General features: G+C 72.1%; 21 protein-coding genes, 1 tRNA gene and 2 pseudogenes. 10 read left to right on the forward strand and 14 right to left on the reverse strand.

Translation table 11 applies throughout. From position 1 onward, the window contains the following. Positions 1–83 precede the first annotated feature (83 nt). A complete protein-coding gene (locus AB0J36_RS16405; RefSeq protein ID WP_357132843.1) occupies positions 84–425 on the forward strand; it encodes a hypothetical protein in 342 nt (113 codons plus the stop codon). Here AB0J36_RS16405 and AB0J36_RS16410 read toward each other — a convergent pair. The 7 genes from AB0J36_RS16410 to AB0J36_RS16440 all read right to left on the reverse strand — a co-directional run bounded on the left by AB0J36_RS16410 (position 412) and on the right by AB0J36_RS16440 (position 8,322). Further along, complete coding sequence (locus tag AB0J36_RS16410) at positions 412–1,920, reverse strand: serine/threonine-protein kinase (RefSeq protein WP_357132845.1); 1,509 nt, start codon at positions 1,918–1,920, stop codon at positions 412–414. The two genes, AB0J36_RS16405 and AB0J36_RS16410, sit on opposite strands and share 14 nt — an antisense overlap. Positions 1,921–1,950: 30 nt before the next feature. Next, positions 1,951–2,406: a hypothetical protein gene (locus AB0J36_RS16415; RefSeq protein ID WP_357132847.1), complete on the reverse strand. Its 456-nt coding sequence runs from the start codon at positions 2,404–2,406 to the stop codon at positions 1,951–1,953. A 146-nt stretch (positions 2,407–2,552) separates the two neighbouring features. Next, complete coding sequence (locus AB0J36_RS16420; protein WP_363660819.1) at positions 2,553–6,182, reverse strand: adenylate/guanylate cyclase domain-containing protein; 3,630 nt, start codon at positions 6,180–6,182, stop codon at positions 2,553–2,555. Continuing rightward, a complete protein-coding gene (locus AB0J36_RS16425; RefSeq protein ID WP_363660820.1) occupies positions 6,179–7,006 on the reverse strand; it encodes an MBL fold metallo-hydrolase in 828 nt (275 codons plus the stop codon). Before AB0J36_RS16425 ends, AB0J36_RS16420 begins: the two co-directional genes overlap by 4 nt. 113 nt (positions 7,007–7,119) lie before the next feature. Then, positions 7,120–7,581 (reverse strand): RidA family protein, encoded by a 462-nt coding sequence (locus AB0J36_RS16430; RefSeq protein WP_355052533.1) that lies wholly within the window; start codon positions 7,579–7,581, stop codon positions 7,120–7,122. A 55-nt stretch (positions 7,582–7,636) separates the two neighbouring features. Next, complete coding sequence (locus tag AB0J36_RS16435; RefSeq protein ID WP_007466198.1) at positions 7,637–7,792, reverse strand: DUF4177 domain-containing protein; 156 nt, start codon at positions 7,790–7,792, stop codon at positions 7,637–7,639. A 44-nt stretch (positions 7,793–7,836) separates the two neighbouring features. Then, positions 7,837–8,322, reverse strand: a complete 486-nt coding sequence (locus AB0J36_RS16440) for a hypothetical protein (protein ID WP_357132853.1) — start codon at positions 8,320–8,322, stop codon at positions 7,837–7,839. A gap of 611 nt (positions 8,323–8,933) precedes the next feature. On the opposite strand from AB0J36_RS16440, the pseudogene AB0J36_RS16445 reads away from it, so the two are divergent. The 4 genes and pseudogenes from AB0J36_RS16445 to AB0J36_RS16460 all read left to right on the forward strand — a co-directional run. Further along, a pseudogene (locus AB0J36_RS16445) lies at positions 8,934–9,128 on the forward strand (pentapeptide repeat-containing protein); the annotation flags it as partial. Positions 9,129–9,279: 151 nt separating this feature from the next. Then, positions 9,280–9,813 (forward strand): annotated as a pseudogene (locus AB0J36_RS16450) (hypothetical protein); the annotation flags it as partial. A gap of 26 nt (positions 9,814–9,839) precedes the next feature. Beyond that, entirely contained in the window at positions 9,840–10,817 is a 978-nt protein-coding gene (locus AB0J36_RS16455; RefSeq protein ID WP_363660821.1) for an ArsA-related P-loop ATPase, read from the forward strand. Between the two features lie 57 nt (positions 10,818–10,874). After that, on the forward strand, positions 10,875–12,023 hold the full coding sequence (locus AB0J36_RS16460; RefSeq protein WP_363660822.1) for an ArsA-related P-loop ATPase: 1,149 nt from the start codon (positions 10,875–10,877) through the stop codon (positions 12,021–12,023). Positions 12,024–12,029: 6 nt separating this feature from the next. Here AB0J36_RS16460 and AB0J36_RS16465 read toward each other — a convergent pair whose 3' ends face one another. Further along, positions 12,030–12,350 (reverse strand): WhiB family transcriptional regulator, encoded by a 321-nt coding sequence (locus AB0J36_RS16465; protein ID WP_355052537.1) that lies wholly within the window; start codon positions 12,348–12,350, stop codon positions 12,030–12,032. 403 nt (positions 12,351–12,753) lie between these two features. Here AB0J36_RS16465 and AB0J36_RS16470 point away from each other — a divergent pair, with 403 nt between their 5' ends. Then, the gene (locus AB0J36_RS16470; RefSeq protein ID WP_357132859.1) at positions 12,754–15,192 is read left to right on the forward strand and encodes a penicillin-binding protein; all 2,439 of its coding nucleotides are present in this window, start codon (positions 12,754–12,756) and stop codon (positions 15,190–15,192) included. Between the two features lie 87 nt (positions 15,193–15,279). Here the strand turns inward: AB0J36_RS16470 and AB0J36_RS16475 are convergent, their stop codons facing one another. Continuing rightward, a complete protein-coding gene (locus tag AB0J36_RS16475) occupies positions 15,280–15,735 on the reverse strand; it encodes a GatB/YqeY domain-containing protein (RefSeq protein WP_355052539.1) in 456 nt (151 codons plus the stop codon). Positions 15,736–15,760: 25 nt separating this feature from the next. On the opposite strand from AB0J36_RS16475, the gene AB0J36_RS16480 reads away from it, so the two are divergent. Both AB0J36_RS16480 and AB0J36_RS16485 read left to right on the forward strand, forming a co-directional pair. After that, complete coding sequence (locus AB0J36_RS16480; RefSeq protein WP_357132861.1) at positions 15,761–16,654, forward strand: metallophosphoesterase; 894 nt, start codon at positions 15,761–15,763, stop codon at positions 16,652–16,654. A 159-nt stretch (positions 16,655–16,813) separates the two neighbouring features. Beyond that, positions 16,814–16,890: transfer RNA gene (locus AB0J36_RS16485), tRNA-Pro, on the forward strand. 61 nt (positions 16,891–16,951) lie between these two features. Here the strand turns inward: AB0J36_RS16485 and AB0J36_RS16490 are convergent. Both AB0J36_RS16490 and AB0J36_RS16495 read right to left on the reverse strand, forming a co-directional pair. Further along, positions 16,952–17,803 carry a hypothetical protein gene (locus AB0J36_RS16490; protein WP_363660823.1) on the reverse strand — a complete coding sequence of 284 codons (852 nt, stop codon included), beginning with the start codon at positions 17,801–17,803 and terminating at the stop codon, positions 16,952–16,954. A gap of 93 nt (positions 17,804–17,896) precedes the next feature. After that, positions 17,897–18,370, reverse strand: coding sequence for a hypothetical protein (locus AB0J36_RS16495; protein WP_357132865.1), 474 nt, complete (start codon positions 18,368–18,370; stop codon positions 17,897–17,899). Positions 18,371–18,497: 127 nt separating this feature from the next. Here AB0J36_RS16495 and AB0J36_RS16500 point away from each other — a divergent pair, with 127 nt between their 5' ends. Further along, on the forward strand, positions 18,498–19,781 hold the full coding sequence (locus AB0J36_RS16500) for an MFS transporter (RefSeq protein WP_357132867.1): 1,284 nt from the start codon (positions 18,498–18,500) through the stop codon (positions 19,779–19,781). Positions 19,782–20,169: 388 nt separating this feature from the next. Here the strand turns inward: AB0J36_RS16500 and AB0J36_RS16505 are convergent, their stop codons facing one another. The 3 genes from AB0J36_RS16505 to AB0J36_RS16515 form a co-directional block, all read right to left on the reverse strand. Beyond that, positions 20,170–21,876 (reverse strand): bifunctional metallophosphatase/5'-nucleotidase, encoded by a 1,707-nt coding sequence (locus AB0J36_RS16505; RefSeq protein ID WP_357132869.1) that lies wholly within the window; start codon positions 21,874–21,876, stop codon positions 20,170–20,172. Between the two features lie 283 nt (positions 21,877–22,159). After that, complete coding sequence (locus AB0J36_RS16510; RefSeq protein ID WP_357172679.1) at positions 22,160–22,813, reverse strand: histone deacetylase; 654 nt, start codon at positions 22,811–22,813, stop codon at positions 22,160–22,162. A 10-nt stretch (positions 22,814–22,823) separates the two neighbouring features. After that, on the reverse strand, positions 22,824–23,603 hold the full coding sequence (locus AB0J36_RS16515; RefSeq protein WP_357172682.1) for a phosphodiesterase: 780 nt from the start codon (positions 23,601–23,603) through the stop codon (positions 22,824–22,826). Positions 23,604–23,767: 164 nt separating this feature from the next. On the opposite strand from AB0J36_RS16515, the gene AB0J36_RS16520 reads away from it, so the two are divergent. Then, a complete protein-coding gene (locus tag AB0J36_RS16520; protein ID WP_357132875.1) occupies positions 23,768–25,177 on the forward strand; it encodes a sensor domain-containing diguanylate cyclase in 1,410 nt (469 codons plus the stop codon). Positions 25,178–25,282: the final 105 nt, after the last annotated feature.

Here is a 25,282-nt window from a genome sequence, read left to right on the forward strand (position 1 = left end):
ACCCAACCGTTTGATCGACGCCGCTCGGCGTGGCGGATCGCCTCTGCGGTTGACAGCGAGCCGGGCCACGACATGCTGGAAGGGTGAATCGACTCTCCAGGATCGATGCGCGGATGGTGGCGGCGGTCGCGGCCCCGGGTGCCCTCGCGCTGCTGATCCTGCTGGTCGTCCTGCGCCGGCAGGACCTTGTCGGGGTCGTTCTCGCGCTGTTGTGCGTGCTGCTGGCGACGGTCGCCACCGTCGCCGTGTCGGCCGCCCGCCAGCGTGACGAACCGGAGCCGGCGGAGCAGCCGAACCCCACCGCCCCACCGGACCTGATGCCGTACGGCATCGACGCGGACACCCTCGACGCGCTGGACAGCCGGGACGCGTTGCGTGCGGTGCGTGACCGGGGACGGACGCGCGGCGGGTTCAGCGACCGGTGAGAGTGGGGGCGGTGAGCGCGTCGACGCCCCGGCCGGCCAGGCAGCGGTAGACCCGGTCGACGTTGCCGTCGACGGGCGGCAACACCTCCAGGTGCCAGCCGGCCGGCTCGGTGATCTCGGTGGTCAGCCGGAACGTCGTGGCGCTGCACACCTGTCGTACCTGCTCGGCGGCGACCACCTCGTCGTGGTCCGCGCCCACCAGCGGCACCGGCAGGATGCCCTCGGCGTACGCCTCCCAGGTGTGCCGGCCGTCGCAGGGGACCCGGGCCGCCTCCGCACGTTCGCCGCGGATGCGCACCGGGCCGAAGCACTCCAGTTCGGGCAGACAGCGGGCGCCACTGGGCAGTGCGGTCGGCACGCCGGCGCAACCGGGCAGCGGCCCGGTTGCCGGGGCCGCGACCCGGGTCACCGAGGGGGACGGGCTGGGCGGCCCGTCACTGCTGGCCACCCAGGCGCCGGTGGTGGCGGAGGCGGCGAGCGCCAGCACGCCGGCGCCGCCGAGGAACCAGCGTCGCCGCCAGCGCCGCCCGCCGGGCACGCCGGGGCGGGTGTCCTCGACCGGTGGACGGGGACCGGGCTGGCCCGTGCCGTACAGGCCGGATCGGGGCGAGCCACCGCCGATCGAGGCGCCGCCACTGAGGGGGGCGCCACTCACCGGGGCGGCCGGCCCGCCGAACGGCAGGGTGGTGAGCAGGTCGTGCAGTTCGAGCGCGGACGGCCGCTCGCCCGGATCGTTGGCCATGCCGAGCCGCAGCACGTCGATCAGCTCGTCCGGCACGCCGGGCAGGGCGGGGATCGGCTGGTTGAACATCTCCAGCACGGTCACCAGACTGGGGTTGCGCTCGGACTGCCACCGCGGCGGTCGGCCGTGCATCACCGCGTAGAGGGTGGCGCAGAGCGCGTACACGTCGACGGCCGGCGATGGCGGGCTGTGGCTGAACATCTCCGGTGGCGCGTACGCCGGGGTGAGCACCTCCAGGGTGACCGAGGCGTCCCGGGCCTCGGCCAGTACGGCCAGCCCGAAGTCGGCAAGCACCGCCGAGTTGAAGTGTGAGTAGAGGATGTTCGCGGGCTTGACGTCCCGGTGCAGCACCCCGGCGCCGTGCGAATGGGCCAACGCGTCGGCGATCTTGATGCCGAGGTCGCGGGCCTCCACCGGCCCGAGCGGCGAGTTGCGCATCCGCTCGGCGTACGACCCGTCGCAGAGTTCCATGATCAGGTACGGGTGCTGGTCGACGGTCACGCCGACGTCGAAGAGGTCCACGACGTGCGGGTGCGACGACATCCGTCCGGCCGCCCGCGCCTCGCGCAGGAAGCGGGCCTGGTCGCGTTCGCTGTCCAGCGTGCGATTTTCGACCTTGACGGCGACCTCGCGGTCGACGGAGATCTGGGTGGCCTGGTAGACGGTGGCGTAACCACCTCGGGCAAAGACCCGCAAATCAGTCAGACCGGGCACGATCGGCACCGGCAGGCCGCCGGTCGGGGTGTCGGTCACCGCTCGAAAATACCCAACCCTGCCGGTGGCTCAGCGCACCGCGTCCGCCGAAGCGGCCGGCGCTGAAGCGGCAGAGGCGGGCGGCGTGCCCCGGCGAGCGTCCATCCGCAGGCCGACCGCGGTCGCCACCGCACCGAGCCCTTCCCACGCGGCCACGCCGAAGAACCTGTCGGGAGCGATGTCGGCCAGCACGGCGATGGTGAACACGGTGAAGGTGACCAACCGGAACACCACCGTGAACCGGTAGAACGACCGCCACTCGGTGACCGTCGCGAGCAGGTAGTAGACGCCCATGTTGAACGCCGCCATCGAGGACGCCAGCAGGAAGGTGCCGGTGTAGTCGCCGGCGGAACGCGTCGCCGGCACCTCGAACCCGAGCATGCGCAACTGCGCCTCCGGCCAGAGCAGACCGACGCCGCCCATCACGAGCGCCAGGACGCCGAAGACCGCGATGGTCCAGCCGGCGACGGAACGCGGCAGCTTCATGGTGGGCCTCCCCCAGGCACGGCGACGGTCACCACTGTGGAGCACCGCGCGGTGGTGACACGCTAGCCGCTCCCCGGGACAACCACATCCCCAGAACCGCCAAAACCCACCGAACCCCCACCCACCCGCGGGCGACGATCATGACGTTATTGCGTCGACACGCCGGCGTCGGTGGCAACAACTTCATGATCAGCGGGCGGGGGATTCGTGGGGGTCAGGCGTTCCTGGAGGGCTTTGGCGGCCCGTCGTTCGCTGCGCTGTTCCGTCGCGTACGCCAGGCGGACCGCCTCGTCGGCGCAGGACCGGGCCTCGGCCGGGTGACCGCAGGCCGCCAACGCCTCGGCGAGCACGCTCGCCGCGATCACCTGACTGCGTACGTCCTCGGCGGGTGCGGCGACCGCCCGTCGGGCCCAGTCCAGCGCCTGCTCCCGCTGACCGTGGGCGAGCAGCGCCGACGCGTACCGGGCCATGGTCTGGCGGCGGGACAGGAGCAGGGAGGGCGTGGTGGCGGCGGCCGTCGCCACGGGGGCGAGCAGCCCGACCGCAGTCGCCGGATCGCCGGCCGCCAGTCGGGCGGTGGCCAGCAGCACCCGGGGCGCGACCTGCGCCGGCGCCTGCGGGTTGTGCGGCTCGACGGCCGTCAACACCGCCCGTGCGGCCTGCTCTGCGGTCTCGTGGTCGCCCATGTCCAGCGCCACGGAGCCGCGCAGCGTGCCGGCCATTCCGGTGAGCAGCGGGTGGGAGGTCTGCTCGGCGTACACCAGGGCGTCGGTGAGCAGGTCGGCCGCGTGTTCCGGCTCGCCCAGCCCACGTGCCACGACGGCCCGGACCACCAGCGCGAACCCGCGCCCCCAGTCATCGGAGGCGGCCGCGAACTCGCGGTACGCGCGGCGGGCCTCCCGGTCCGCCTCGGCCAGGTCGCCCAGCTCCGCGGTGGCGTACGCCGCGACCGCGCGCAGCGTACCCACCGCCCACGCCTCGCCCACCCGCTCGCCGAAGGGCAGGAAGACCTGCGCCAGGCGGCACGCCTCCCGCAGCCGACCGGCGAGCAGCCGGGCGAACGCGGTGGTGCCCCGCAGCCACGCCCGACCGTACGGGTCCTTCAGCTCGGCGAAGAGCCGTGCGGCCCGACCGAGCACGGCGTCGGTGCCGGCGAAGTCACCCCGGGTGGTGGTCACCCACGCCAGGTTCTGCAGCGACCAGGCCTGCCCGCGCCGATCCTGCGCGGCGAGGCTGACCTGGTACGCGGCGGCCAGCCGGCTGCTCGCCTGGCTCAGCCGACCGGCCACGAAGTCGCCCATGCCGAGCCGGCGCATGGCGGACGCGCGCAGCGTGGGCAGCCCTTCGGCGGTGGCCACCTGCAACGCCTCCTGCCAGGCGGCCTCCGCCCGGCCCTGCTCACCGAGGGTCTGCTGGGCCTGCCCGGCGAGCAGCAGGGCGCTGGCCCGGGTGGCGTCGTCCCCCGCGTTCGCGGCGATCTTCTCGGCGAAGGCGAGCGCGTCCACCACCCGACCGATCTGCAGCAGCGCGCGGGCGTGCACCACCCGGTCGGTCGCCGGCACCCCGTCGCGAGCCAGTTCGCTGGCGCGTTCGGCGTACTCGACGGCGAGGGCGGGCTCCCCGGCGGACAGTGAGCGGCGGGCGGCCCGGCCGAGTGCGGCGATCCCGAGCGGGACCACGGCGCGGGCCGGCGCGTCCGGTCGCAGTTTCACCGCGTCGGCGAGCGTGGCCGCCCGCTGCACGTGTGCGGCGACGAAGTCGTCGCGGGCCTCCTCCGAGAAGCCGCCCGCGGTGACACCCTCGGCCGGCGCGGCCCAGCGGGCCAACGCGGCGTGCCGCTCGGCCAACTCCGCCTTGCTCACCCCGGCGTACGCGGCCTCCCGCATGAGCGGGGTGGCGAACGCGTACCCGGAGCGGGTGCGGTGCAGCATGCGGCGTTGCAGCAGCTCCTCGACGGCGCGGTCGAACTCGACGGCGACCACCGCCGACGGCCTCCCGTCCCGGCGCTGCTCGCGGAGCGCTTCCAGCGCGCCCGTCGGCACGGTGTCGCCGACGACGGCGGCGTCGCGCAGCACGGAACGGGCGTCCGGAGGCAGCGCGTCGATCCGGGCGGCGAGGACGGCCGCGAGGTCCCGCGAGAGCAGCCGGCTGCCCAGCGAGCCGGGCACCAACCGCCAGCCGGACGAGTCCTGGTCCCGCGTGCCGGCGGCGGTGGTCAGCGCACCGCGCTCGATCAGCAGGGTGACCAACTCGGCCAGGTAGAACGGGTTGCCCTGGGCGGTGGCGAGCAGCCGGTCGGCGTCAGCCGGCGGCAACTTCCCGCCGCCGAGATAGCTGGTCAGCAGGCGGGCCGCGTCGGCGCCCCGCAGCGGCGGCAGGGAGTGCACCTCGGCGTCCGCGACACGGGTCAACGCACCGGCGGTACGGACCAGCTCGGGGCGGCCGAGCAGCAGGACGAGCACCGGGCCGGTGAGTCGGGAGAGGGTCGACCCGAGGGCGCTGATGGTCTCGGCGGTCGCGTCGTGCAGGTCGTCCACCACGATCACCAGCGGCGCTTCCGAGGCGAGCCCGCTGAGCAGGTCGGCCACGGCGTTCGGCACCGCCTCGGCGTCGGCGGCCGCCGCACCCGCGGCGCCCCACTCGCCGTTGTCGGTGCCGGAGTGCGCGGGCAGTTCGGCGTAGCCGAGCAGGGCGAGCAGTTGGTCGTTGGCGATCGGAGCCGTCTCACCCGAGCGGGCGAGACGCTGGCCGAGTCGGCGTAGCCGCTCCTCCACGGCCGGCCGGGTCAGCGCGGTGGCGGCGTCGCTGGGGAGACCGACGGCGGCACGGACCAGGTCGGCCAGGGGCGCGAGCCGACGCCGCTCGCCGAAGGCGGCGCAGCGTACCGACAACACCCGCGCGCCGGTGTGCGCCGCGTACCGGCCGGCGCCCACGTCGTACCCGGCCGCGAGGCGCTCCACCTCGGCGGCGAACCGGGACTTGCCGATGCCCGCCTCGGCGGTCATCAGCAGCACCCGCGGGTCACCCTGATCGATCACCTCGGCGAGTCGGCCGGCGACCCGCCCGATCTCGGTCTCCCGGCCCACGTAGGGCGCCTCGTCGCCGAGACCCGAGCGGGTGCCCGGCGCGTCCAACAGGCCCAGCAGCTCGTACGCCTCGACCGGTTCCCGCTTGCCCTTGAGCCGCAGCGGGCGCAGCGCCCGCCAGGAGGCGACGTGCCGGGTGGCGGCGGCGGTGCGCCCGCCGGCGTAGACCGCGCCGACGGCAGCGGCGTCGGCCAGCCGGGCGGCGGTGTTCACCGTGTCGCCGATGACCGTGTACTCGATGGCGGCCTGGATACCCGCGATGACGTCGCCCGTGTTCAGGCCGACCCGCAGACCGAGCGGCGCGCCGCCGCCCCGCTCGTCGTCGAGCACCCGGCGCACCGCCCGCTGCATCGACAGGGCGGCCCGGACGGCCCGCTCGGCGTCGTCCTCGTGCGCCACCGGGGCCCCGAAGACCGCCATGATCCCGTCGCCGGTCAGCTTGTCGACGTGCCCGCCGAAGGTCTTGACGGCACCGGCCAGGGCGGCGAGCACGCGGTCGGTGACCGCGCCGACGCGTTCCGGGTCGAGGTCCTCCGACCAGGAGGTGAATTCGGAGAGGTCACCGAAGAGAACGGTGACGACCCGGCGCTCGGCCGCCGGCAACGTGGCGGCCGCCGGTAGCGCGGCGCCGCAGTTGTGGCAGAACCGTGCGCCGGGGACGGCGACAGTTCCGCACACCGGGCAGGTCACGTGTGCTCCAACCCACTGACCCCCGGCGCGGATTCCCCGCTGTCGACGCCCAGATATTCGAGCTGGGCACGGACCGACCATTCCGCCGCCCACCAGAGCGAGCGGTCCACGTCCGCGTAGACCGCCGCCACCACGTCGGCGGGCGTCCGGGCGCCGGCGTTGACCGCCGACCGGACCTGGTCGAGCCGGGCCCGCCGGTGGGCGAGGTAGAACTCGGCGGCGGCGGCGCAGTCGGCCAGCGCCGGGCCGTGGCCCGGCAGCGCCGCGATCCCGGTGTACGCGGACAGCAGCTCGAGGCTGCCCAGGTAGTCGCCGAGGTTCCCGTCCGGGTGGGCCACCACGGTGGTACCCCGGCCCAGGATGGTGTCACCGGTGAGCACCACCCGCTCGTCGCCGCACTCGATGAGGAAGCAGACCGAGTCGGAGGTGTGTCCGGGAGTGTTCAGCAGGTGGATGCCGAGGGTGTCGTCGAGCGTGGTCTCGGCGCTCAGTGAGGTACCGCCGATGGTGTGCGCCGGGTCGGCGGCGAGGACCGGCGCACCGACCAGCTCGCGCAGGCGGGCGGCGCCCTCGGTGTGGTCGGGGTGGCCGTGGGTGATGAGGATCAGGCCGATCGGGCCGTGCTCCGCGATCCGCTTCAGGTGCCCCTCGTCGGCCGGCCCGGGGTCGACCACGATGGCGTGGTCGGCGTCGGGCGCGCGCAGCACCCAGGTGTTGGTCCCGTCGAGGGTCATCGGCCCCGGGTTCGGCGCGCGCAGCAGCGAAACCCACGCCGGCAGCTCGCCAGCCAATGCCGCCACGGCCCCCGTCACGTGCCCGCTCATGGCTGCGATCGTACGACCCCGCCCGACACTCCCCGCGATCTTGCACTTCCTGCTGCTACTTCATGCCTGTTCACGGCATTCGTCGGGACAGGAAGTGCAAGATCGCGGTGGGGTCAGGCGACCTCGACGATCAGTTCGATCTCCACCGGGGCGTCCAGGGGGAGCTCGGCCACGCCTACCGCGCTTCTCGCGTGCCGGCCGGCCTCGCCGAAAACGGTGCCGAACAGGTCGGAGGCACCGTTGATCACGGCGGGCTGGCCGATGAACCCGGGGGCCGAGGCCACGAAACCGGTCACCTTGACCACCTTGACCACGTTCTCCAGGCCGACCAGCGAGTCGACCGCCGCCAGCGCGTTGAGCGCGCACCGCTGGGCCAGATCCTTGGCCTGCTCGGCGGAGATCCCCGCGCCGACCTTGCCGGTCGCCAGGAGCTTGCCCTCGGCGATGGGCAGCTGGCCCGAGACGTACACGTGCTGCCCGGACTGCACGGCCGGCACGTAGCTGGCCACCGGCGGCACCACGTCGGGCAGCTCGAGGCCCAACTCGGCGAGCTTCGCGTGGGGGCCGTTGCTCATCGCGTCACCTCGTCGTTCGCGATCGCGGAGCGTCGCCGCGCCGGAGTCCCGGCGCTCACGCCTTGGGCCGCTTCAGGTACGCCACGAGCTGGTCCGGGTTCGGGCCGGGGACCACGGCGACGAGTTCCCACCCGTCCTCACCCCAGTTGTCGAGGATCTGCTTGGTCGCGTGGACCAGCAGAGGGACCGTGGAGTATTCCCACTTCTGCATCGCTGGAGGGCTCCCTCGTGGTGCGGACTTCGTCGAGGCACAGCCTACGGTCCGCTGGCCGGGCGGGGCGCGGGACGTTGCTCCGGCGTGGCCGGCAGCTCTCCACAGGGCCCCTCGTGCCCGTACCCCTGCGGGCAACGCGAGCGGTCGGGCAGCAACAGGTCGCAGAAGACCCGGTGCCGGTTGTTCTGGTCGTCCGCGTTGGACACGGTCGTCTCGCCCGCGTCCAGTTCCGGCAGGAAGCCCAGCGACACCGCGACCCGCCCGGCCAGCAGGGTCGCCGCCGCCAGATCGGGCACCCGGATCGGCAGATGGATGACGAAACCCGGCTCGTCGTCGTCCCGCGACCGCTCGACCGGTCGGTTCGACGCTCGGGCGATCTCCGGCGGCTCCGAAACCCGGCGGTACGACCGCTCGTTGATGGGCAGGTTGCCGACCAGCCCGCCGGCCACCTCACCCGTGGACCCGAGCCGCCGTTGCCGATCGTTCGTCGGGAACTGGGTGCGAGGGATGTTGTCCGCGTCGCGCATGAACTGCCTCCGGTCGTACCTCTCGGATCACGCTTCCGGTCGGGCTCAACCAACCGTTCCGGTCCCCCGCACCGGGACGAAGGTAGGTCCACGGGGGCGGTCTCGCCAACAGGACGCGCACGATCAGTCACCCAGAGTCACATATGTGACAGACTGGGCGCAGGAATCCCGACTGCGTCGGATGTCACCATCCGCTTCTCCGGCTCGAGAAGTGACGTACGGCGCGGTAGGGGCGACACCGAACCGGCGGTCGGCCGCTACCCTCTCGGTCGGACGGTCGCGCAGCGCCCGGCCGCCCGCTCGATCTCGCTCGGCGCCCGGGGTGGCAGCCGGGCGCCGCACCCCCGGGGGAACGAGATGACCCAACCGCCCAGCGGCGACCAGGCCGGCCCGCGCGCTCTTCCGCCGGCCCACCCGGACCCCACCGGCCAGCCCGACGCGGCGACCAGCCCCGGACAGTCCGACCCGACGACCTCCACCGGTGAGTCCGGCTCGCCGACCACACCGGCCCAGCCCGTCATCCCGGCCCAGCCCGGCCCGTCGGCCCAGCCCGGCCAGCCCGCCGGGGCCAGCCCGCCGGCGTTCCCCGCTCAGAGCGCCGGGTCCGGCCCATCCGCCCCCGGCGGGCAGCTCGCCCTCCCCGGCCAGCCCTTCTCCGGCCAGCCAGTCCCCGGTCAGCCCCTCTCCGGCCAGCCCGTCTCCGGTCAGCCACTCTCCGGTCAGCCCGTCTCCGGTCAGCCACTCTCCGGCCAGCCCGTCTCCGGTCAGCCACTCTCCGGTCAGCCCGTCTCCGGTCAGCCACTCTCCGGTCAGCCCGTCTCCGGTCAGCCACTCTCCGGTCAGCCACTCTCTGGCCAGCCACTCTCGTCCGGTCAGCTCGGGGCAGGGGCGTTTCCCGCGCAGCCCGGAGCGTCGGCCGCGCCCGCCCCGCCCGGTGGCGTCCCGCAGAACGGGGGCCCGGCCGACACGTCGGCGCTGCCCGTCTCCCCGGGCGCGATTCCGCCGCCCCCGCCCGGCTACCCGCCGTACGCCGGCACCGCCGAGCCGAAGAAGAAGCGCGGTCTGCTGATCGCGGTCATCGCGCTGGCCGTGATCATGGTGCTCTGCGTCGGTGGTGGCGTCGTGACGTTCCTGACCCTGCGCAACGCCGAGTCCGGCGAGGGCGCGAAGGAGCCGGCGGTCGCCGTCGACGAGTTCCTCACCGCCGTCTACAAGGATCGGGACGCCGGCAAGGCCGCCGAGCACGTCTGCGCCGCCTCGCGCGACGACAAGAAGATCGCCGCCAAGGTGGCCGAGGTGGAGAAGTACGCCGCCACGTACCAGAACCCCCGATTCAAGTGGACCACCCCGAAGGTCGACAACCAGACCGGCGACCGGGCCACCGTCTCCACCCGGGTCACCATGACCACGGCCGACGAGAAGGTTGCCGACCAGGACCTGCGCTTCACCGTGGTACAGAAGACGGGTTGGTGGGTCTGCGAGGTCGCGTGACCCGTCGCCCTGGATAGGCTCGACAGGTGCGTGCACCTGAGCGGCCGTCCGACCCGGCCGGTAGCGGATGGTCGGCCCGCCTCCACGTCGTGACCGGCAAGGGCGGCACCGGCAAGACCAGCGTGGCGGCGGCGCTGGCCCTGGCGCTGGCCGCCGGTGGCCGGCGCACCCTGCTGGTGGAGGTCGAGGGCCGACAGGGCATCGCCCAACTCTTCGGCCTCGACCCGATGCCGTACGAGGAGCGACACCTCGCCGACGCGCCGGACGGCGGTGAGGTGCGCGCGCTCGCGGTGGACGCCGAGGAGGCCCTGCTCGAATACCTCGACATGTTCTACAAGCTGGGCGCGGCGGGGCGGGCGCTGCGCAAGCTGGGGGCCATCGACTTCGCCACCACCATCGCCCCGGGCCTGCGGGACGTGCTGCTCACCGGCAAGGTGAAGGAGGCCACCACCCGTACCTCGGGGCAGCGGCGCGCGTACGACGCCGTGGTGCTGGACGCGCCGCCCACCGGTCGGATCGGTCGTTTCCTCAACGTGACGGCCGAGACGGCCCGGCTCGCCAAGGTCGGCCCGATCAAGACCCAGAGCGAGGGGGTCTCCGCCCTGCTGCGCTCCCCGATGACGGCCGTGCACGTGGTCACGCTCCTGGAGGAGATGCCGGTGCAGGAGACGGTCGACGCCATCGCCGACCTGACCTCCCTCGGCTTCGGCATCGGGAAGGTGATCGTCAACGGCGCCCGACCCTCGTTGCCGGCCGGACCGGCGGTCACCGCGGCGGACCTGCGGCGGGGTCTGGTCGCCGCTGGACTGCCGGCCGATCAGGACATCGTGGCCGGATTGCACGACGAGGCACGGGACCAGCTCATCCGGCGCGAACTGGAGGATTCCCTCCGCGCCGACCTGGTGGAGCAGGGGCTGCCGATGGTCGAGCTGCCGTTGCTGCCGGACGGGGTGGACCGGACGGGCCTCGCTACCCTGGCCCAGGCCCTCGTCCACGCCGATTGACTCACACCTGAGCGCCGCACGGGCGCATGGACCGACGCGGCCCGATACGCTCGATTGGTGCCTTCCGAAGACGCGGCGCCGCAGCTGGACGTCGACCAGATCCTCGCCGACCCGGGCGTGCGGATCGTCGTGTGCTGCGGTGCCGGCGGGGTGGGAAAGACGACCACGGCCGCCGCGCTGGCGCTGCGGGCCGCCGAGCAGCACGGCCGCCGCACGGTGGTGCTCACCATCGACCCGGCCCGCCGGCTCGCCCAGTCGCTGGGCCTGACCGAGCTGGACAACACGCCCCGGCAGGTCAAGGGCATCGACGTCGAGGCCAGCGGCGGTGAGTTGCACGCCATGATGCTGGACATGAAGCGCACCTTCGACGACGTGGTCCTTGCGCACACCGACCCGACGAAGGCCGCGGAGATCTTCGCGAACCCGTTCTACCAGGCCATGAGCTCGACGTTCGCCGGCACCCAGGAATACATGGCGATGGAGAAGCTGGGCCAGTTGCACGCGCGCGGCGAGTGGGACCTGATCGTGGTGGACACCCCGCCGTCCCGCTCGGCGCTGGACTTCCTGGACGCGCCGGCCCGACTCTCCCGCTTCCTCGACGGTCGGATGCTGCGCCTGCTGCTGGCACCGGCGCGCAGCGGCGGGCGGAGCATGTTCAGCCTGGTCACGGCGTCGTTCGGGATGTTCTCGAAGGTGGTGCAGAAGGTCCTCGGCGCGCAGCTGCTCACCGACCTGTCCGGCTTCGTGGCCGCACTCGACTCGATGTTCGGGGGCTTCCGGCAGCGGGCCGAGCAGACGTACCGGATCCTCCAGGCGGGGGAGACGGCCTTCCTGCTGGTCGCGACGCCGGAGCCGGACGCGGTCCGGGAGGCCGCCTACTTCGCGGGCCGCCTGCGCGAGGAGAAGATGCCGCTCGCCGGCCTGGTGCTCAACCGGGTGCACCGCCCGGTGGTTCCGAAGCTGGACGCCGAGCGGAGTCGCGCCGCCGCGGAGCGGCTGGCGGAGCTGGGTGGACACGACGGCACCGCCGACGTGCTGCGGGCGCACGCGGCGCTGGCGCGTCAGGCGGTACGCGAGCAGCAGGTCGCCGCGCGGTTCACCGAGGCGTTCCCGGCGGTGCCGGCGGTGTCGGTGACGGCGCAGCCCGCCGACGTGCACGACGTCGACGGGCTACGGACGATCGGCGCGGCGATCAGCCGGTCGTGAGCGGCGTCAGGTTGCCGCGGTGACCAGGATCTTGTCCTTGCCGGCCTGGTCCTTGCTGTTCTTCTTCATCGCTGCCTCGAACATCTTGCGCCAGCTCGTCACCTGCGGGTGACGACGCAGCAACGCTCGGCGTTCCCGTTCGGTCATACCGCCCCACACACCGAACTCGATCCGGTTGTCCAGCGCGTCGGCCAGGCACTCGTACCGAACTGGGCAGCTTCGGCAGATCCGCTTGGCCACGTTCTGTTCGGCGCCCTGTACGAACAACGCGTCCGGGTCCCCGTTCTGACACGCCGCCAGCGACGGCCAGTCAGTGATCATGCCCATGTGTACTCGTCCCCCCTTGCAGTACCTACCGACCTCGTTGCACGGCAGCCGGCAATTTCCCCCCGATCGCCCGGCTCACCTTCCCCAAGGCGGCGCGGACGACATGTGGCGCTGTCGCCGCCATCATCATGCTCTGTAGTCGACTGATTACGCAACGTTGTCGGCGAAATCCATCATTCCGGACACTCCCGGCTTCCCGGGCTCTCGACCGCCGGTTACCCCGCCGAGGTCCACGAAAACGCTGCGCCGCCTTCACCAAACGGAGGAGACTCACGCCGATCACACGCAACCTCGTACCGGGGGTCATGCGTTTAGCACAACGAGGGCAGCGCGCGCAGGAAATGGGGAAAGACGCCCAGGCGCCCCTCGTTCCCTACTCGCGTACCATGCCGAGGTGACCTGGATGCGGAAACGTGACCACAATGTGCTGACCAACGCCGCATCGCTGGCCATCTGCGGCCTGTTGGCCGGCGTGGTGGTCGCTGCGGCGGCCTTCCCCGCGGTGGCGATGTCCGGACTGGCCGCGAAGGCCGGCGCTGAGACATTCGGCAACCTGCCAACGGAGCTGACGGTGGCCCGCGCGCCACAGATCAGCTACCTGTTGGCCTCGGACGGCAAGACACCGCTTGCGACGATGTACGACGAGAACCGCCGCGACGTGAAGCACGCCGACATCTCGCCGTACATGATCAAGGCCATCATCGCGGCCGAGGACCACGACTTCTACAAGCACAACGGCGTCGACATCAACGGTGTCGCCCGCGCGTTCGTCAACAACCAGAACGAGAGCGCCGGCCGCCAGGGCGCCTCGACGCTGACCATGCAGTACGTCCGGCTGGCGATCGCCTACTCGGCCACCCACCCGGCCGACGTGGTGGCGGCGACCGAGGACACCAGCGCCCGCAAGCTCCGCGAGATGCGCCTCGCCCTGCAGGTCGACAAGGAGTTCTCCAAGGACGAGATCCTGACCCGCTACCTCAACCTCGCCTCGTTCGGCAATGGCGCGTACGGCATCTACGCGGCCAGCCAGGTCTACTTCGGCAAGCCGCCGAGCAAGCTGAAGATCGAGGAAGCGGCGCTGCTGGCCGGCATGGTCAAGGCCCCGACGACGAACGACCCGACCACCAAGAGCGGTTACCCGCTGGCGCTGGACCGTCGTAACTACGTCATCCAGAACATGGTCGACACCAAGGCCATCACCCAGCAGGAGGCCGACGCCGCCAAGGCGGTCAAGCTGAAGGTCCAGGACAAGCGCACCCCGAACGGCTGCGTCGCCACCAACGTCAACAGCTGGGGCTTCTTCTGCGACTACTTCTACCGCTGGTGGATGCAGCAGCCGACGTTCGGCTCGACGCCGTACGACCGTGAGCGCCGGCTCAAGAGCGGCGGCTACACCGTCGTGACGTCGATCGACGTGCAGGCGCAGAAGGGCGCGGACAAGGCGGTCCGCAAGTCCAAGAGCGAGAACAGCAAGGAAGCCGCCATGGTCGCCGTGGTCGAGCCGGGCACCGGCCGGGTGCGGGCGCTCGCGGTCAACCGGCAGTTCAAGCTGGACGACCCGAAGCACCCGAAGAACAAGATCTCCAGCGATCCGGCGAAGAGCAAGCGGGGCATCAAGGGCAACTACCCGGCGACGGTCAACCCGCTGCTCACCGGCGGTGACGGCATCGCCGGCTACCAGGCCGGCTCGACGTTCAAGATCTTCACGATCGTGGCGGCCCTGGAGAAGGGCGTCCCGCTCAGCTACTCGATGAACGCGCCGCAGCAGTTCAAGTCGGAATACATCATCGACAGCAGCAGCGAAGCGGCCTGCCCCGGCACCCACTTCTACTGCCCGACCAACTCCGGCAAAAAGGCCGGTGGCGTGCAGAACATGTGGACCGCGTTCGCCCAGTCGGTCAACACGTACTTCGTGCCGCTGCAGCAGCAGGTCGGCGCGGAGAACGTGGTCGACGTCGCCAAGCGGGCCGGCATCCAGTTCCGGGCCAGCAACGACGCCAAGTTCGCCGCCACCAAGGACGCGGCCCACCAGTGGGGCGCATTCACCCTGGGCGTCTCCTCCACCACGCCGCTGGACCTGGCCAACGCGTACGCGACCCTCGCGGCGGACGGCAAGTACTGCGAGCCGATCCCGGTGCAGGAGATCCGCGACCCGGAGGGCAAGAAGCTGGACATCGCCAACCCGCGCTGTGAGAAGCGGTTCAGCACCGAGGTGGCCCGCGCCGCCGTCGACGCCGCCCGCTGCCCGGTCGGCGACAACTCCAAGACCAGCAAGTGCGGCAGCAGCCGTACGGCCGCCGCGGTGAAGGGCATCGTCGACGCGCCGGTGGCCGGCAAGTCCGGCACCACCGACTCGGAGAAGACGGCCGCGCTGGTCGCGATGACCAAGCAGTACGCGGTGGCCGGCATCATGGCCGACCCGGACTGGCCGCAGACGAACGTCAAGATGAAGCACTCCGAGAAGGACGGCATCAACCCGCCGGTGTACGAGACGCTGCGGGACGCCATGAAGGGCAAGCCGCGCATCAACTTCGAACCCCCGGGCCAGAAGATCTCCGAGGGTGACCAGCGCAGCATCCCCGACGTGAAGTGCCAGCCGGTCGACACCGCGAAGTCCCGGATCAAGGGCGCCGGCTTCGAGCCGGTCGTGTCCGAAACGAAGGTGGCGTCGTCCTGCCCGGCGGGCACCGCCGCCGGCACCAGTCCGGACGGGCGCACCATCAAGGGCGGCGTGGTCACCATCCAGATCAGCACCGGCGCCGGCGGCACTCCGCCGGACAGCAACAAGCCCGGGCAGCCCGGCAACCCGCCCGGCCGCCCCGGTAACCGTCCGGGCGGCTGAGGCCCGGCGACACCTGCGAACGGGCGGGCACCCTCTCTCGGGGGTGCCCGCCCGTTGCGTTGGGTCGAACCGGAGCCGCGTGGCGGATCAGAGGCCGAGCTGTCGCCGTACCTCGGCGGCCACCCGACCCCCCTCGGCCTGGCCGGCCACCGCGGCCTGGGCCGCCTTCATGGCCGGGCCCATCTGGGCCTTCCCGGTGAAGCCGCCCGCGGCGAGCGCCCCCGCGACCAGGTCGGTCAGCTCGGCATCCGAGAGCTGCTTGGGCAGGTAGCGGTCCAGCACCTCGCCCTCGGCGGTCTCCTTGGCGGCCTGCTCGGTGCGGCCCGCGTCGGCGAAGGCGGTGGCCGCCTCCCGGCGCTTCTTGGCCTCCTTGGTCAACACCGCGAGCACCTCGTCGTCGGTGAGCTCGCGCTTGGCCTTGCCGGCCACCTCGGCGGTGCCGACGGCGGCCAGGGCCATCCGCAGCGTGGAGGTCGTCAGCTCGTCGCGCGCCTTGAGCGCGGAACGCATGTCGGCGGTGAGGCGGTCCTTCAGCGTGCTCATGGACGGTCAAACTACCCTGAACGCCATGCGAAAGCGCACACTATTCCGCCTCGCCGCCGGAACCGCAGCGGTTGGAGCGACCACCCTCGCGTACGCGTCGCTCGTCGAGCGCAACCTGTTCACCCTGCGGCGGTACGACGTGCCGATGCTCCCGGCCGACGCGGAGCCGCTGCGCGTGCTGCACCTGTCGGATCTGCACATGATGCCCAACCAGGCCCGCAAACAGCGCTGGGTGGCGTCGCTGGCCGCCCTGGACCCCGACCTGGTGGTGGTGACCGGCGACAACATGGCACACCCCGGGGCGGTGCCGGGCGTGCTGCGGGCGCTACAACCGCTGCTGGACTATCCGGGGGCGTTCGTGTTCGGCTCCAACGACTACACCGGCCCGGTGCTGAAGAACCCCTTCAGCTACTTCCTGCCCGAGCGGGAGTACACCGAGGGCGTCGAGCTGCCCTACGAGGAGCTACGCCAGGTCTTCACCGGCGCCGGCTGGGCAGACCTGAACAACGCCCGGACGAGCCTCAAGGCCGGCGGCCGCGAGCTGGACCTCGTCGGCGTCGACGACCCGCACATCGACCGGGACGACTACCCGGCCGTGTCGGGTCGGGTGGCGTCCTCCGCCGACCTGTCCATCGCCGTGACGCACTCCCCCGAGCCGCGGGTGCTCGACCAGATGGCCGCCGACGGCTTCGGCCTCCTGTTGGCCGGGCACACCCACGGCGGGCAGGTCTGCGTCCCGGGGTACGGGGCGCTGGTCACCAACTGCGGCCTGCCCCGCTCGATGGCGCGCGGTCTGCACCGATGGCCGGGCTCGGACTCGTGGCTGCACGTCTCCGCCGGCCTCGGCACCCACCCGACGGCCCCGGTCCGCTTCGCCTGCCCACCGGAGGCGAGCATCCTGACCCTGATCCCCCGCTAGGCTTGATCGACTCGATTTCCCGCAAGCCGGCCCATCCGCCCGGACCGGACACCGCGCTTTCACAGAAGGCGTGTCGATCACCCTCGAGACCGGGCTGGGGCGGCGGGGGTACCGAGTTTGACCATCGGAGCGGGTGGGCTACTATTTGTCGGCACGCCTCGGGGTGTGGCGCAGCTTGGTAGCGCGCTTCGTTCGGGACGAAGAGGTCGTCGGTTCGAATCCGGCCACCCCGACCAGAGGTAAGAGGGCACATCCGATCGATCGGATGTGCCCTCTGCGTATGTCGTCAGGCCGCGACTATCGACGAATCAACGCCTCGATACCCCGCAGTCGTTCGGCCAGTTCCGCTGCCGCCGACTGCGCGGACGCCAATGGCGGACCGAGTTGGGCGAGCTTTTGCACGTCCCGCAGCACCCGGGACTTCTGAATCGGCCGGTCCCGCGTCAGTTCCCGGACAAGGCGGTGCAGGAAGGCCATGTCGAGGTCGCCCAATGTGAGTTGGTCGAAGGCGGCGGCCGTCCGATCGACCAGTTCGTGTGTCTCGGTCAACATCTGGTCGGCCAGCCCTGGCCTCCGCGCGGCCGGCAGAGCGGTCAGGGCGGTCCCGGCCGTCGCCCAAGCGTCCCGCAGGCCGGACACGGTTGCCGGCAGGTGCCCGAGGACCACCGAGTAGAGCGGCCACGTGGCGGCGAGCAGTTGCAACTGCCCGGCCAGCGCCGTCGCGTGATCGGGCACGAGCGGCAGCATCTGAGCCCCGAGGATCACGTGTTGGAGATTGACGTCGTGCATGCCCTGCACGGCAGGGCCCGCCGCCGGTGCGGTGGCGGTGAGCGCCTCGGCGTACCCACGGGCCTCCCGTACGGCCTCGATCAGCTCCTCGCTGGCCAACCACTCCTGCCGGTACGACTCCTCACCGGCGACCAACTGTTGGATCACGACCAGCGCGATCGGCAACCCGAGTGCGGCGGTCGCCAGCGACGAGGCGACGTTCGTCAGGAACGGCCGGTCGGACCAGAAGCCCTCCCGATCCCCGAGCCATCCCGCGGCCAGCACCACCAGGCCGACAGCCCAGGACACGAGCGCGAGCAACCGGACCGTTGGGCTGGCCGCCCGCCACGAGATCGGAGATCGGTTCTGTCGAGGTCGCACGCCCACCCCTGACGGAAACTGTGGTCGTCAGACGGCCGGAGCGTACGGCCAGCACCGTGACCGACAGCACCCCGAGTCGGGAGACGGACACCGTCAGTCGTGTCGCTCAGTGCGCTCGATCTCGCTGAACGCGGCGGCCAGGTAGTCGGCCAGCGGCGCACCCGTCACCGCCAACAGATCGGCCACGAGCAGCGGAGCATGCCGCGCCAGGGCGGACGCGCCGGGAGGCGAGTCGTCGCCCTCGGGGTCGTACACCCCCAACGCGCCAGCCAACAGTACGAGCACCACGTGCGGGTCCACATCCGAACGCCAGCGCGCCGCGTCCTGCACGCAGCGTGCCAGAACCTGGCGGATGTCGTCGCCGTCCAAGCCGTCCGGGTGGCTCTCCTCCAGCAGGAGCCGGACCACCGTGCCGAGCACCAGCCCGGACCGCTCGTCGGCCGCCAGGTCGTCCACCGTCTCGTCGTACGCCTGGTCGTCGCGGGCCTGGGCGGCGGCGACGGCTGCCGTGGCGGTCACCGCGATGGCGCGGGCGGACGCGGGCAGGTGTCGCCAGGTGCCGGTCATCGGGCCAGCATCGCAGACCGGGCCGACACCGGCGGACGTCGTGGCATTGGTCACGCCGCGCCGGGGCAGCGCGACGTTGGTCCAAAACGGTTCGCGTGCGTCACACCCACCGAACAGAATGCCGGACATGTTGCGCCGCGCCCTGCCTCGCCGTCCAGAAGCCCGCCGTATGCTCCTCGGCACCCTGCTGTCGGCGATCGGGCGTGGCCTGACCCTGCCGTTCCTGTTCATCTACCTGACCGACGTGCGGGGGCTCACCGACACCCGCGCCGGACTGGTGATCGGCTGGTACGGCGTCGTCACCCTGGCGCTGTCACCGCTGGGCGGGACGCTGATCGACCGGATCGGGGCGCGCCGGGTGGTGGTGCCGTGCCTGGTGATCGAGGCGATCGGCACCGGTTCGCTGGCGCTGGTCCACTCGACCGGCTCGGCGCTGCTCGTGATGACGGTGATCGCCATCGGCAGCTCGGCGATCTGGTCCGGCGGGAACACGATCCTCGCGTCGCTCACCGACGACGGCGAACGGCAACGCGTCTTCGGGCTGAACTTCGCGCTGCTCAACCTCGGCATCGGCATCGGCGGGATGACCTCCGGGGCGATCGTCGACACGGCGCGACCCGACACCTTCCAGACGATCTATCTGCTGGACGCGGTCAGCTATCTGATGCCGGCCCTGATCCTGCTGACCCTGCCGGGCGTCGGCCACCGACTCGGTCAACGCTCGACCGACGCCGGGCCGTCGAGCGGGGGCTACCTGACGGTGCTGCGGGACCGCCCGTTCCGCCGGCTCGTGATCTTCGGCCTGGTCCTCACCACCTGCGGGTACGCCCAGGTCGAGGTCGGATTCGCCGCGTACGCCATACGGGTCGCCGAGGTGAACCCCCGCGTCGTCGCCTGGGCGCTCGCGGGCAACACGGTGACGATCGTGCTCGCCCAACTGCTGGTCATCCGCCGGATCGAGGGCCGCAGCCGCACCGGCGCGCTCGCCGTGGTCGGGGCGGTGTTCGCCGCCGCCTGGCTGGTCCTCGGTGTCGCCGGCGTCGTCAGCACCGGCAACGCCCTGGTGGCCGCCCTGTGCGTGGTGGCCTGTTCGGCGATCTTCGGTTTCGGCGAGACGCTGCTGTCGCCGGTGATGCCGGCGCTCACCAACGCCCTGGCAACTGACGAACTGCGCGGCAGGTACAACGCCATGAGTTCGATGATCTTCGGCATCAGCGGGGTGATCGGTCCGGTGACCGCCGGCCCGCTCATCGGCGCGGCGAACGGCATGGTCTGGGTGGCGGTCGTCGTCGGCGGCTGCCTGGCCGCTTCACTCATCGCGCTCTCGCTACGCCGGCTGCTCACCGTCGAGCAGGACGGCCGCGTGACGATCGTTCCGCCCACGCCCATCCCGGCACCCGCCTCCGCCTGACCCGCACCCGTGGGCGCCCCGGGCCTCCTCGCCCGGCGGGCCGCGCCGCTCGCCTCCGCAAGCACCCCCCGACCCGGCGAGCAACCCGGAGTCCCCGCGCCCGGTGAGACCCCTTCGGCCGCCCCCGCAGCTTCACCGATGCTGCTGCCTCCGCCGCGTCGGAGACGGCAACATCCCCGATAGTGCGCGGATCTTGGTCGCACTCCGCGCTTGATCGTGCTCGATCCTGGATGTAGTGGCATCCCGGCACTCGCAGGCCACTACCTCCATGATCGAGCGTGATCTTGCGGCACAGGCAGCGCGGGGCCGCACAGGCAGCGCGGGGCCGCCGGGGACGGGTCGGGCCCCGGAGCGTCCGCTCCGGGGCCCGATGTCGCGGGGTCGGCCGTCAGGCGGCGGGGACCTCGGCGGTGGTGCGGATTCGGTCGAGCGCCGGGGCGGAGACCGGCGACTGCGCGGTCAGGTACGCCACCAGCGCGTCCAGGTCAATCAGGCCGGTGACCTGGTTGGTGCCGCCGGTGAGGGCGCTGAAGCCGTCGCCGCCGCCGGCCAGGAAGTTGTTCACCGTCACCCGGTAGGTGGCGGCCGGGTCGACGGCGGTGCCGCCGATGGTGAGGCTGCCCCGGACCACACGGGTGCCGGCGCACGGGTCGGCCGCGGTGCCGGTGGCGCCGGCCGGGTCGACCACGTAGCCGACGGTCGACGACGGGTACAGCGTCCGACCGGTGACGAACTGCTGCTCCAGTACGCAGTAGAGCTGCGCCCCGGTCAGGTCGAGGGTCACCAGGTTGTTGGCGAACGGCTGCACCGTGAACGCCTCCTCGTAGGTGACCGGCCCGGCGTTGAGGTCGGCCCGGACACCACCGGGGTTCATGAAGGCGGCCACCGCGTTCTGTTCGTCGTCGGTGGCGGCGAGCTGCGCGTCGGCGACCAGGTTACCCAGCGGGGATTCGCCCAGGGTCGTACCGAAGAGGGTTTCCTGGGTCTTGGTGATGGCTTCGGTGGTCTCGCCGACCTGGCGGTCCGCGACCGGGCCGAGCACGGTCTTGTAGCGGTCGATCAGGGCGGTCTGCTTCGGGTCCTTGGCGACGTCCCGGGTGACGACCACGTTGTTCGCGGCGGCGGAGATCACGTCACCGCTGCGCCGGTCGATCTTGAGGTCGATGTCGGTGACGAGGCGGCCGAAGGAGCTGGCGCTGGTGACCAGCTTGCCGTTGATGTTGCAGTTGTACGCCTGGTGGGTGTGACCGCTGACCACCACGTCGATCGACGGATCCATCCGGTTGGCGATGTCCACGATGGGCCCGGTCATGCCGACGCAGTCGTTGATGCCACCGGTCGCCGCCTGGGCGCCCCCCTCGTGCAGGAGCACGACGATGGTCTGAACGCCCTTACGGCGCAGCTCACGGGCGTACCGGTTGGCGGTCTCCGCCTCGTCGGCGAAGGTGAGGCCGGCGACGCCCTGCTGGCTGACGATCTGCGGGGTGCCCTCCAGGGTCATCCCGATGAAGCCGACCTTGACGCCCTGCACCTTGTGGATCGCGTACGGCGCCATGAGCGGCTTGCCGGTGGCGGTCTTGAAGGCGTTGGCGGAGAGGTACGTGAAGCCGGCACCCCGGTACGGCGTGCCGTCGGCGCAGCCGTCCACCGGGTGGCAGCCACCGTTCTGGATACGCAGCAGCTCGGCGGCGCCCTCGTCGAACTCGTGGTTGCCGACGCTGGCGTAGTCCAGACCGGCCATGCTCAGCGCCTCGATGGTCGGCTCGTCGTGGAACGCGGCGGAGAGCAGCGGCGACGCGCCGATCAGGTCGCCGGCGGCGACGGTGATGGTGTTCTTCTTCTTCGCGGCGGCGCGCAGGTCGGCCAGGTGGGTCGCGAGGTATTCGACGCCGCCCGCGGTCTGTCCGGCGATGGTGCCGCTGGAGCCGCTCGGGGGTTCGAGGTTGCCGTGGAAGTCGTTGAGGGCCAGCAGGGTGACGTCGACCGGCTTCGGTCGCGCGTCGGCCTGCTCGGGGGTGGTGGCGACCGCGCCGAGCGCTGCCACCGCGAGCGCGGTCAGGCCGACAGCGGCCCGACGCATCCCGGGTACGGACATGGAACTCCTCGTGAGAATCGACGCGTGCGGTACCCGGCCGGTGGGTCGACCGGGCCGCCGACCGACACCGTCGGAGAGGGTCGGTCACGGTTGGGAATCGCCTCCCGCCCGGACAGCCTCTCATCCGGACGCCGGCCGGTCGAGTCGAGCGACGGATCGCGACCGACGCGTCGGGCTGAGCGTGAGAGCTGCGGAAATGCCCATCGTCGGACCAGGCCCACGTGTCGAACAATCGATGACCGGTGGCGGAACAACGTCGGTCGAAGGTCCAGAGGGGACGGGATCAGCCGACCGCGGTGAGCGCTTCGGCGACCACTGTGGCGACCGCCTCGGGCCGCCAGCCGTCGACGACCCCGGGTCGCCGCGCCAGGTAGTCGACGATCCGCTCAGCCGGCCAACCGTGTGACTCGTGCAGCCCTTGGGCGATCATCCGCAGGTAGGCGGGTGCCGGTGGCCGGTGCGGCACGGCGGACGCCGGTTCGGGCGCGGTGAAGGTGAGCATCGGGATGCCGGCACGCCGACCGGGGCAGACGAGGGTTTCGTAGCGCCCCGGACCGAGCGTCGCCTGGCCGTGGGCGACGGCCGCGTCGATGGCCGCGCCGGTCGCCGGGAGCAGGTCGGCGGTGTCGCCCGGCGGGCGGTACATCTCCTGCGCGGCGATGTCGGTGAACTGGTCGATGGTCACCAGGTAGGCCCGCGCGGCAGCCTCGCCCGGCAGCCGCGGGTCGTAGAACGCCATGCCGCCGGTCCACGCGCCGGACTCACCGGCGAAGTAGATCCCGCCGGGCATCCAGACCGGCGCCGACCGGCTCGGAGGACGGGTGTCGCGGCAACCCGGGTACGTCCGTCGGCCGCCGGGTGGACAGCCGCCGCCGATGTACCAGGCCAGCCTGGCGGCGTGCATGTTCGACCCGTACGCGACGTACCAGACGGGCATGGCGGCGACCTCAGAAGCCGCAGGTCTGCCCGGCCGAGTGGCTGACCTGGACGGTGTGCGTCACGCAGCCGTCCGGCTCGATCCGGTGCAGCAGGAAGGCGCTCGGCTCGGCGACCCAGCCGATCACCTCGTCCGTGGCCATGGTGAGGGTGCTCTGCTTCCAGGTGCTGGGCGCCACGGTGAGCACGGTGCCCGCGTACCCGGTGGTGACCGTGCGGTGCAGGTGCCCGGCGGCGACCCGCACGACGTGCCGGTGCCGGCCGATCACCTCGGCCAGCGCGGGCCCGTCGGCGAGCCGGATGGCGTCGGCCGCGGGGATGCCGACCGCGACCGGCGGGTGGTGCAGGCAGAGGATGGCGGGCACCTCCGGACGGCCCGCGAGAACCCCGTCGAGCCAGCCGAGCTGCTCCTCGCCGAGCTGGCCGGCGTCGCTGCCGGGGACGAGCGAGTCGAGCACCACGATGGTCGCCGCCTCGTGGTCGACGTGGTAGTACGCGGAGAACCCGTTCCCGAGCCAGGGCGTGCCGCCGAACGCGTCGAGCAGCGACTCGCGGTCGTCGTGGTTGCCGGTGGTCAGGTAGATCGGCAGTGGGAACCGCCCGATCAACTCGCGCAGCGCCGCGTACTCGTCGGGTCGGCCGTGGTCGGCCAGGTCGCCGGTGATGACCACGCAGTCCGGTCGCGGGTTCAGGGCGAGCACGCGGCCGAGCGCCCGGTGCAGCCCGGCGGCGGGCTCGGCGGCGAGCAGACCGGTGGTCAGGTGCGGGTCGCTGATGTGCGCGATGAGCATCGGCTCGCCTCCAGGACGTCGGGACTCCCACGCTATCGCCCGGCACCTTTACCCACAGGCCCGTCCACAGCCTGTGGATAGCACATGTGTACGAAGCCGGAAGCCCTTCCGGAAAACGTGAGTACGCTTGCTCCAGCCCCTCCCCTACCTGGAACGACGTGCGAGTGGATCATCAGCGAGTCATCCGTGACGTCAGCGTCCGCCTGTCGATGGCGTCCAGCGCGCCGGAAGCCTGTCGGTGGACGGTCAGCGCACTGTCCCACCACACCCCGGCCACCATCTCGGTGCTGCTCGAGGCCCACGACCGGCTGCGGTGCGTGGCGGCGACCGGCGCGTGGCAGGTCTTCGCGACCGTACCGGCGCGCACCGGGATCGTCGGCCGGGTGTACGCCACCGGCACCGCCGCCGCGGTCCCGGACGTCACCGTCGACCCGGACTACCTACCGGTACGCCCCGACGTCACGACCGAGCTGTGCGTTCCGGTACGCGACCCGGGCGGCCGGGTGATCGGCGTACTGGACCTGCAGTGGAGTGACCCGGTCGACCTGCGGCCCTGGCGGGAGACCGCGCAGCGGCTGGCGGCCCGGCTCGGCGCGCGGATCGCCGCGCTGGGCGGCCCGCCGTCCGAGAGCCGCAGCGAGAAGCTGCTCCGGCACGCCGCGGCCCTGTCCGCCGCCCCCACCGAGGCGGCCGTGATCAGCGCGGCGACCGAGGCCGCCCGGGAGGTGTCCACCCTGTCCACCGCGGTGCTGGTGATCGGCGGTCAGCTCGGCCCGTCCCCGGCGACCCCGGGTGACCTGGAGACCCGGATCCGCGCCGAGCTGGCCGGCGCGGGCCCGGCCGCCCTGGACCGGATCGTCGAACGGGCACACCGCTACGGCGCCGGATACACGCTGGGCGAGGCCGGGCATCCCCCGACCGAGGACTATCGACCGCTGACCCGGGCGGGGGTACGCACGCTTGTCGCCGTGCCGGTCGGGCCGGCGGACGCCGACGGAGTGCTGCTGGTCGCCGACGGCCGCGCCCTGCACCCGGACCCCACCACGGTCAGCCTCATGGAGCTGCTCGCCGGGCAGGCCTGGACCAGCCTGGACCGTCTGCGTACGCTCGTCCGACTGCGTGAGCAGGCCAGCTCCGACCCGCTCACCGGGCTGCGGCACACCGGCCCGTTCGGGCAACGGATCGCGGCGGCCACCCCGGGGCGTACGGCCCTGCTGGCGATCGACGTGGACGGCTTCAAGACGGTCAACGACACGTACGGGCACCAGGCCGGCGACCAGGTGCTGGTCGGGTTGGCGCGGGCGCTGGAGGGCGCGCTGCGGCACGGTGACGAGCTGTACCGGATCGGCGGTGACGAGTTCGTCGCGGTGATCGAGGTGAGTCGCCCGGAGGAGGCGGTCCGGATCGCCGAGCGGTTGGCCGAGGCGGCCCGCCGTACCGGCCGCACGATCAGTGTGGGCGTCGCGCTCCCCCGCCCCGGCGAAACCCCCGACCGCACCCTGAAAAGAGCCGACCAGGCCCTCTATGCGGTAAAACGCCAAGGCCGAGACGGAGTCCACCTAGCGGCGGCCTAACCCCCAACCCCCACCCCCAGGCCCCGCTGGAGCGCGTCGATCTTGCACTTTCTGTCGCCGCATAAGGCGTGAAGGTGACAGAACGGCAACCGAAAGTGCAAGATC

Origin of the sequence: Micromonospora sp. NPDC049662, from assembly GCF_040675055.1 — a bacterium.
In the GTDB taxonomy this organism is placed as follows: Bacteria; Actinomycetota; Actinomycetes; order Mycobacteriales; family Micromonosporaceae; genus Micromonospora.